The organism is Gilliamella sp. Occ3-1 (assembly GCF_001690655.1).
GTDB lineage: Bacteria > Pseudomonadota > Gammaproteobacteria > Enterobacterales > Orbaceae > Gilliamella > Gilliamella apicola_P.
Window position 1 is genome coordinate 231920 of sequence record NZ_LZHQ01000011.1, and the last position, 8216, is coordinate 240135.

At 33.0% G+C, this 8216-nt stretch carries 10 protein-coding genes; 2 read left to right on the forward strand and 8 right to left on the reverse strand.

Translation table 11 applies throughout. The features are described from left to right. Positions 1 to 187 precede the first annotated feature (187 nt). Complete coding sequence (gene uvrD, locus A9G43_RS04280) at positions 188 to 2368, forward strand: DNA helicase II (RefSeq protein WP_141674017.1); 2181 nt, start codon at positions 188 to 190, stop codon at positions 2366 to 2368. A 73-nt stretch (positions 2369 to 2441) separates the two neighbouring features. Here uvrD and cyaY read toward each other — a convergent pair whose 3' ends face one another. The 6 genes from cyaY to A9G43_RS04310 form a co-directional block, all read right to left on the reverse strand. Beyond that, the gene (gene cyaY / locus A9G43_RS04285; protein WP_065606921.1) at positions 2442 to 2753 is read right to left on the reverse strand and encodes an iron donor protein CyaY; all 312 of its coding nucleotides are present in this window, start codon (positions 2751 to 2753) and stop codon (positions 2442 to 2444) included. A 107-nt stretch (positions 2754 to 2860) separates the two neighbouring features. Next, a complete protein-coding gene (locus A9G43_RS04290; protein WP_065606923.1) occupies positions 2861 to 3373 on the reverse strand; it encodes a surface-adhesin E family protein in 513 nt (170 codons plus the stop codon). Next, positions 3374 to 4153: a hypothetical protein gene (locus A9G43_RS04295; RefSeq protein ID WP_065606925.1), complete on the reverse strand. Its 780-nt coding sequence runs from the start codon at positions 4151 to 4153 to the stop codon at positions 3374 to 3376. An 89-nt stretch (positions 4154 to 4242) separates the two neighbouring features. Continuing rightward, a complete protein-coding gene (locus A9G43_RS04300; protein WP_065606927.1) occupies positions 4243 to 4863 on the reverse strand; it encodes a thiamine diphosphokinase in 621 nt (206 codons plus the stop codon). Between the two features lie 35 nt (positions 4864 to 4898). Next, on the reverse strand, positions 4899 to 5360 hold the full coding sequence (rimI, locus tag A9G43_RS04305; RefSeq protein ID WP_065606929.1) for a ribosomal protein S18-alanine N-acetyltransferase: 462 nt from the start codon (positions 5358 to 5360) through the stop codon (positions 4899 to 4901). Beyond that, complete coding sequence (locus A9G43_RS04310; protein WP_065606931.1) at positions 5329 to 5736, reverse strand: DNA polymerase III subunit psi; 408 nt, start codon at positions 5734 to 5736, stop codon at positions 5329 to 5331. The genes rimI and A9G43_RS04310 overlap by 32 nt, the downstream gene beginning before the upstream one ends. An 88-nt stretch (positions 5737 to 5824) precedes the next feature. Here A9G43_RS04310 and rsmC point away from each other — a divergent pair, with 88 nt between their 5' ends. Further along, positions 5825 to 6865 carry a 16S rRNA (guanine(1207)-N(2))-methyltransferase RsmC gene (gene rsmC / locus A9G43_RS04315; RefSeq protein WP_065606933.1) on the forward strand — a complete coding sequence of 347 codons (1041 nt, stop codon included), beginning with the start codon at positions 5825 to 5827 and terminating at the stop codon, positions 6863 to 6865. A 150-nt stretch (positions 6866 to 7015) separates the two neighbouring features. On the opposite strand, the gene A9G43_RS04320 is transcribed toward rsmC, so the two are convergent. Together A9G43_RS04320 and A9G43_RS04325 are read right to left on the reverse strand one after the other, a co-directional pair. Continuing rightward, positions 7016 to 7285: a hypothetical protein gene (locus A9G43_RS04320; RefSeq protein WP_141674018.1), complete on the reverse strand. Its 270-nt coding sequence runs from the start codon at positions 7283 to 7285 to the stop codon at positions 7016 to 7018. Between the two features lie 8 nt (positions 7286 to 7293). Beyond that, positions 7294 to 8118, reverse strand: a complete 825-nt coding sequence (locus A9G43_RS04325; RefSeq protein WP_081298018.1) for an IS3 family transposase — start codon at positions 8116 to 8118, stop codon at positions 7294 to 7296. Positions 8119 to 8216: the final 98 nt, after the last annotated feature.

Here is an 8216-nt window from a genome sequence, read left to right on the forward strand (position 1 = left end):
GTACAAATAAACAGTGATATAAATATAACTTTTTATGAGTAAAAGGATACTGTATTTTAGAAACTCTATCTTTATGCTCTGTTGTTTTCCAGTCAAAAATGTATTCGGAACATGATGAAAATATTAATAACTCTCTCAATATTAATGTTAGTTGGTAATTTCTATTATCCAAATAGGTTTGTATTTAATGGAAATTAATAAATCATTACTAGATTGTCTAAATGTAGAGCAACAAAAAGCAGTTACTACTGATAACCAATATTCCATTGTTCTTGCTGGCGCAGGGAGTGGTAAAACGCGAGTTTTAGTTCATCGTATTGCGTGGCTTTGTGTTGAAAAGCATTATTCACCAGGATCAATTTTTGCGGTCACTTTCACTAATAAAGCTGCTACTGAAATGCAGGAACGTATTCAAGCACTAGTGGGCGAAGGTTACTTCAATGGTATGTGGGTGGGTACGTTTCATGGATTAACTCATCGTTTGTTACGTATGTTTTCTGAACAAGCAAAGTTGCCGTCTAATTTTCAGCTTATTGATTCAGAAGACCAAGTAAGGCTTATTAAGCGAATTTTTCGTGAACTAAAAATCGACGAAAAGCAATGGTCGCCTAAACAATGTGCTGCTTTTATTTCTTCTCAAAAGGAAAAGGGATTGCGTGCGGAAGATATTATTCCTGAAGATCCTAAACAAGTGATGTGGCAAACGATTTATCGTGACTATCAAACTATTTGTGATAGAGTTGGATATGTTGATTTTTCAGAATTAATTTTAAGAACGTATGAACTGCTTTGTCGTAATCAAGACGTTTTAAATTATTGTCATCATCGTTTTTGTAATATCTTAATTGATGAATTTCAAGATACTAATAAGATCCAATATCATTTGGTACAAAAACTAGCAGGGAATACTGCTAATGTGATGATTGTGGGGGATGATGATCAATCTATTTACAGTTGGCGCGGTGCTAATGCAGATAATCTGCAATTATTTATAAACGATTACCCTGAAACTGAGATTATTCGACTGGAACAAAATTATCGTTCAACCAGTAATATTTTAGATGTTGCGAATAAATTGATATCAAAAAATCAAAATCGACTAGGTAAAAATTTATGGACAGATATAGGCGATGGTGAACTAATTTCACTTTATATTGGTTTTAATGATATTGATGAGGCAAGATTTGTTGTTGGTCAAATAAAAAAAATCCATGACGAAGGTGGAAAGTACGCAGATTGTGCGATATTGTACCGTAATAATGCACAATCACGTATATTTGAAGATACATTGTTACAAGCAGGTTTACCTTATCAAATTTATGGCTCTATTCGCTTTTATGAACGACAAGAAGTAAAATTAGCACTTGCTTATTTACGGCTATTGCATGATCACAATAATGACATGGCGTTTGAAGCTACAATCAATACTCCAACACGAGGTATAGGCAATGTCACGCTAGATAAAGTTAGATTGACTGCAAAGCAGTATAATATTTCATTATGGGATGCGTGTATAATGCTAATTCAAACTAATTCTTTTACTGATCGGCAACGTTCGGGCATTGGTCGTTTTTTGGAATTAATGGAATCTATCTTCAATGAAGTAGAACTTAAGCCATTTTATAAACAACTTGATAGTATTATTAAGTTATCTGGTATATTGCAGATGTATGAGCAAGAGCTCGGCATTAAAGGGCAATCAAAGTTAGAAAATCTTGAAGAATTGTTATCGGCTGCTGAGCAGTTTTATCGTTCTAATGAGAATACCCTTATTCAAGATAGAGAAACAGGTAAGACTTTAACTGTTCTAGAATCATTTTTAGCATATACGTCACTAGAAAGCAGAGATGTGATTAATGAACAAGATACAGTTCAATTAATGACTCTGCATTCTGCTAAAGGCCTTGAATTTGACAATGTCTTTATCGTTGGACTAGAAGAGGGTATATTTCCAGACTTAAGATCTTCTCAAGATTTCAATAAAATGGAAGAAGAAAGACGCCTTGCATATGTCGGTATTACTAGAGCACGTAAGTGTCTAACATTGTCATTAACTCAAATAAGGCGCCTCTATGGACGTGAAGAACGTAATTTACCTTCGCGTTTTTTGTCTGAATTACCAGTTGATAAATTAAATGAAATTAGTTATCAAGGATCTGTGTTGCTTGAGGAAAGAAAATCTTACCCTAAAATGAAGCCTCAATGTGATGGTTATAAATTAGGACGTAAAGTGTTACATAAACGTTTTGGTGAAGGAACTATTGTTAATCTTGATGGCGAAGGTGATCATAAGCGAGTACAAATTGCTTTTGTTAATGAAGGTATAAAATGGCTAGTAATTAAATTAGCAAATCTTACTTTATTGTAGATTTTTTAAGTAGGAGTTTGTGACACTTTCTTAAACGGGAATTAAATATAAACTAATTTCCGTTTTTTATGTGTTATTGATCGGCTTGCTCTTTTACAGATTCAGAAAAAATCTGCTCAAACGACTTGTCGGTTCGATTGCAAATCCAACTATTATTAATATAATCAAAATGATAACCCTGTTTTTGTGTGGCTAACCAAACCTGAAAAAGAGGTTCTTGGGTATTAACGATGAATTTACTGCTATTGGGAAAACTAACGGTAATGACATTACCGTTTGTTTCATAGTCTAAATCGATGTCATGTTCAGCTGCATAATCATCTAAAAATAGTTCGATTTTATTGAACAATTGATCGATAAGGATGTGGAATTGTGAGATATTCATAAAGGTATATTCATTCAAATAAATAATGGAATGATATTAGCATAAATAGATATACTCCGCCACACAGCAAGGCGACGAGAGTAAAATTTGTTATGATTTAACAATAATTAATTAGCTAGTGGTAAGGAACAGGCAATAACGAGTAGCTTATACCGTTCGTTGTCTTGAGTTATAGATATCCAACGACTTGGTATTTCAATAGTATTGACTAATTTACCATCACCAAAGTTTTTTTCGATAATCTTAAGTTTCCCTTTTGCTAACTCCATTTTGTCACAATTGACATAATATTCAATCTTTATGGAGTGATAAAAAGTTTCAGTACCATCTGCATTTTTTTGCACCAATGCAGGGCTGTAATTAGTTACTTCATTAAATACACGAATTCTAGGATTGAAAGGGTGGCGTTTGATAGATTTTCTATCTAAAAAAGAATAACTAATAGAATGATCTTCATTTGTTTTAGATGTTGGAATGAATTTTTCACCTATTCTAGGATCTTTTAAGCTTTCAACTTCTGTATTTTTACTTGTTTTAGCGTTGCTATTAGCTATTTCTTCAACTGCATAATTAAATGTTGCAAAAGAAAGGAGAACTAAAAATAAACTGACCTTTTTCATTTAAATATTATCTCCATCTTTTGAGTTGGTTTCTGTAGAGTTAATTTGTGGATGAGATTGTTGTTTTTCTTTTTGCTTTTTTTCTTGGTATGCTTTAATTCGTTCTTGTCTTTCAGTTTCTTGTTTTTCAATTATTGGTTTTAGATCTGGGCGAATCGTAAGAATTGTTTCTTTTTCTAAATCGCCTTGAATAGAACAAAAAATACTATTTTGATTATTTGAAAAAGATTCTAAATAAAGAGCTTTATTAATTGTACCAAACCTTGCAATAACACCATCAATGGCATAAATATCATCTTCCCATGTTTTAGATTTTGATTTTCGATCAAAAATTTTAGGGTTTGCTATGTAAGCACTTGTGCTGTATTGCATCCAATTAATATTGCTTAAAGCGTTTCTAATTTCATCTTGCTTGTTATCAACAATAAATCCCCAATAAAAAAACTGACCAGATAAAGCCGTTGGGATATAAATATTTTGGTAGCCAATAATTTTTAACCCGTGATACTGAAATGGTTTTTTAAACATGACTTTATTTTTGTCAGTTTGTTGAATAGATTCAACAGGAATATAAGTTACATTATCAGGTGTAGTTGCTAAATCAACATATTGACTTATTGACTCTTGGTGTTTAGATAGTTGTACAAAAAACTGATTATCACATTGCAAAAATGTATCAATTACCTTATTTGTTTCATCTTGCATATTGTTTGTTTGTGCGAAAGATATACAAGAAAAGGAAGATGCACAAACGAGCACAGAAATTTTTTTGAGAAGCATGGCGAATTTCCTCTAACCATAATTATAGTTATTATTTTATGAATAATAATTGTAAAGTAATGTAAACATCAATGTCAATTGACATTATTTCAATCCTCAACAAAAACCATTAAGTCACCATTTTTAAAAGATATTTTAACTAAATCACTAATTGCCTTGTTTCTTAAACTAACGAATTCTCCAAGCGACAATGTGGCATCAATTAAGGGGTATTGAAAGCCTGTAATGGTTACACCGGTTACTTTTGAAAGCGGCATTAGTGAAATAATATGATCTTTTATATTGGTTATTTCTTGATACTGTTTGGCAAAAAAGAAATGGCAATAATTATCATAAAAGGTGATTTGATACTGATGATAATATCTCATTGCAACAGAAATATTTCCTAAAAAGTGATCGCTTGCATGGCCACTGGCTCCATAAACATCAAATGCTTTCATCCCTTTACTAACTAAAAACAAAATTGCTTTTTCAAAATCGGTTTTATTTTGGTCGGGTGTGTGAATAATTTGAGTTTTAGATGGAATTGCTTTGTTAGGATTATAACTATCTAAATCGCCAATAATGAAGTTTGGTTCGATTGACAAGGTCGACAGATAATTATGGTAAGCTCCATCTGTGCAAGCAATATAAGTATACTTATCTAAATGGTTAAAGTCATGTTGTGGTGGTTCGCCATTAATAAAGAGTAAAGCTCTATTTTGTGACATTACACTTTTTTCCTTTTGCTAATTTTATCGGTAAATCATAAAGCTAAAGTATATGCCATGATCATAGCGTCTTCTTGTTTACCATTAGTTGTTGGGTAATAATTTTTTCTAATCGTTATTTGGTTAAATCCTAGTGTGTGATATAGCTTAATTGCTAGCGTATTTGATTGTCTGACTTCAAGCCAAAGTGTTGAGATTGGGCAGGGTGATTTTATCGTAATTAACGCATCTATCAAATGGTTGAGCAGCTCTCTTGCTAGTCCTTGCTTTCTAAAACCGGGATGTATTGCAATGTTAAATAAATTTGCTTCATCTGCTACATGTTGGCAAATACAAAACCCAACTATTTGGTTATTAATCGTTATTTTAAAATTGAGATAACGCTCACCTTGGTTTGAAAAGAATGTTTGTTTTGACCAAGGAATAGCATGGCAAATCTGTTCTAATTCAAAAGCTTCTATTAAATCATGTTCGGTCAGGGTGGAAATGGTTTTCATATTGACATAATTTTTGCCATAGTTGGCGTTTTTGTTGTGGTGTTTTTGCAAGCTGATCTAGACTGGTTGTTTGAATAGTTAATGGGTTAACCCATGACTCATCCAAGGTAATATCAATAAACCAAATTACTGTTTTAATTTCATCAGCAGGAATAATTAATTGTTGTGGAGTTAAAAACAATACTTGTTCTTCAGTTAGATGGATAGCATTTAAAATATCATAATAGATTTTTTGTGTTGGTTTTTGCTCTGCAATCACAATCAACCTAATTTCTTCACTTATTTGTGTCGCTATTTCACCTTTGAAAACATTGGCATTTCTCAGAACGTATTGAGTTATATTGCACTGTTTTAGGTACCAATCTTGCTGTGTCATTATTGACTTACTGTTTTTTATTAGAGATTAAAGATAGTTAATTGTATAATCAATGCATCAATTTATAAAGGTTTTTCATTGAGGAAATATGGCAACATCTGCTTTTACTCCAGCAAGTCAAGTAATTGAGCGTCACCAAACATTTTTTAACGATAAAAATGTGTTGATAGCTGGTGATATTCAGGATAGTTATCCATCTATTATGTCAGTAAATCAAGTTAAGATTCATTGCACACAATTTCATACTTATTTACGTCTAAAAGCTAGTGCACGAGGCAATCACACCTATTTTTCATTATTGCCCGAAGCGGATTTTTACGTTGGAATGAATACGTTGATTTACTATTGGCCAAAAACTAAAAGTGAAGCACAATTCCAGCTTTCTTATTTATTGCATAATATGCCAAAAGGTAGTGATATTTTTATTATTGGTGAAAATAGAACCGGTGTAAAAAGTGCGGAAACTTTATTGAGTGATTTTGGTACAATTCAAAAAATCGATAGTGCAAGGCGCTGTGGCTTATATCATTTTCAGGCGGATAGCCGTTTAGCTTTTGATCTTGATGAATGGTGGTTAAGTTATCATTTAACTATTGAAAATCAGAATATTGAAATCAAAAGTTTACCCGGTGTTTTTAGCCAAAAAGGGTTAGATGCTGGCAGTGAATTACTGTTAAATGCATTGATGGATCATACTGATATCATTAAAGGTAATGTATTAGATGTGGGATGTGGTTCGGGCATCTTATCCACGGTACTAGGGAAATTATACCCTGATATTGCACTGACGTTATCCGATGTAAGTAGTGTGGCAATTGAATCAAGTAAAGCCACGTTAAACCGTAATCATGTTAATGCCACAGTTGTAGTGAGTGACGTTTTTTCAAATCTAAATGATAAATATCATCTTATTGTTTCGAATCCACCTTTTCATGATGGTAAACAGACTGATTACACGGCCGTCAATACGTTAATCAAAGAAGCAAAAAAACACCTAAAATTAAATGGTTATTTGTGCATTGTGGCAAATTCATTTTTACCGTATCAAACTATCTTAGATGAGACATTCAAAAGTGTTGAAGTGATTGCACAAACGACAAAATTTAAGGTTTATCTAGCAAGCCATTAATAAGTGCAGCATGTTTATTTTTTCTTAAAAAAATAAGTTGCAATATATATCACAAGTTTTAAGAAATAGGGCGATGCTATCGCCCTATATATAAAATTTAAATATTTAAACTTAAACTGGTTTCACACTATTATTGATATCATATCTGCATTAACAGAGAACTTCTTTTAATGCTTGAATTTCATTATAGGTAAAATCACAGCGTGTAAAGTTTTGATCAAGAAGAATAGGAATAGGATTATTTTGCCCGATTATGGCCAAGACATTACATTTATTTTTAGTCATATCACCTATAATGATTGGTCCACCGTTTGAGTTTTTATTAACAGTAGCTATACATTTAACATCTGCACCTTGAGCATTTTTTGCCTGATATAAAGCTGTTATGTAAATACCCCCCAAACTTAGTACACAACTCACGTAGAAAATTAAGCTGCTTGTTTTAGTGTTTTATACTCAATCGGTGTCATGTTATTTAATGCCTCATGCGGTCTTTCAGTGTTATAAATCGTTAACCATTCTTCGGTTACCTTCCTTACCTGTTCCAGATTATTAAAAAGATATAAATCCAATACCTCTGTACGGTACGAACGGTTAAATCGTTCAATATAACCATTTTGATAAGGGCTACCGGGTTTGATGTAATCTATAGTTATACCATGTGTTTTTGCCCAATTAGTAAACGTGTTTCCGGTGAATTCTGGTCCATTATCGACTCGTATTTTTAATGGATACCCATTATATTCGGCCAGTTTATCTAAGTAACGGGTAATCCTTCCTGCTGGTAAGCTTATTGCAATATCAATCCCTAACGCCTCACGATTAAAGTCATCAATGACATTGAATGTCCTAAAGCGACGTTGATTACGGCTACTGTCACTCATAAAATCCATTGACCAACATTCACCTTGTTTATTAGGAGCCAATAGCTTTTCTGGAGTTCGTGGGGGGATACGTTTTTTACGCTTTACCCTGAGATTAAGTTTCAACTCACAATACACCCGATACACCCGTTTATGATTCCATTTATAGCCGAGCTTTCTGATACGATTAAAGCATTTAGGAAAGCCCCAGCGCAAATGCCGGTCAGTGATAGCATTCAACACCGAAACAATCACCGAATCATCCGGTAACTTAGGTTGATAATAGTAAGCACAACGGCTTAAGCCAACAATGGCACAACTCATAGCAATAGTAACCGAATGATTTTGTTGTAGTTGCTGTGCCCACGTTTTACGTGCTTTTGTGGGCACTACAGCTTTTTTATGATTTCTTCCTGAAGCTGGGATTTTAAGCTCAGTTCGGCAAACATCTGTTTAAGCTTACGGTTTTCAGCCTCCAGCTCCTTTAA

What these genes read in the sequence shown, in the direction of transcription:
- uvrD (WP_141674017.1), top strand. Translation starts at nt 188, where the DNA reads ATGGAAATTAATAAATCATTACTAGATTGTCTAAATGTAGAGCAACAA.
- cyaY (WP_065606921.1), bottom strand. Translation starts at nt 2,753, where the DNA reads ATGAATATCTCACAATTCCACATCCTTATCGATCAATTGTTCAATAAA.
- A9G43_RS04290 (WP_065606923.1), bottom strand. Translation starts at nt 3,373, where the DNA reads ATGAAAAAGGTCAGTTTATTTTTAGTTCTCCTTTCTTTTGCAACATTT.
- A9G43_RS04295 (WP_065606925.1), bottom strand. Translation starts at nt 4,153, where the DNA reads ATGCTTCTCAAAAAAATTTCTGTGCTCGTTTGTGCATCTTCCTTTTCT.
- A9G43_RS04300 (WP_065606927.1), bottom strand. Translation starts at nt 4,863, where the DNA reads ATGTCACAAAATAGAGCTTTACTCTTTATTAATGGCGAACCACCACAA.
- rimI (WP_065606929.1), bottom strand. Translation starts at nt 5,360, where the DNA reads ATGAAAACCATTTCCACCCTGACCGAACATGATTTAATAGAAGCTTTT.
- A9G43_RS04310 (WP_065606931.1), bottom strand. Translation starts at nt 5,736, where the DNA reads ATGACACAGCAAGATTGGTACCTAAAACAGTGCAATATAACTCAATAC.
- rsmC (WP_065606933.1), top strand. Translation starts at nt 5,825, where the DNA reads ATGGCAACATCTGCTTTTACTCCAGCAAGTCAAGTAATTGAGCGTCAC.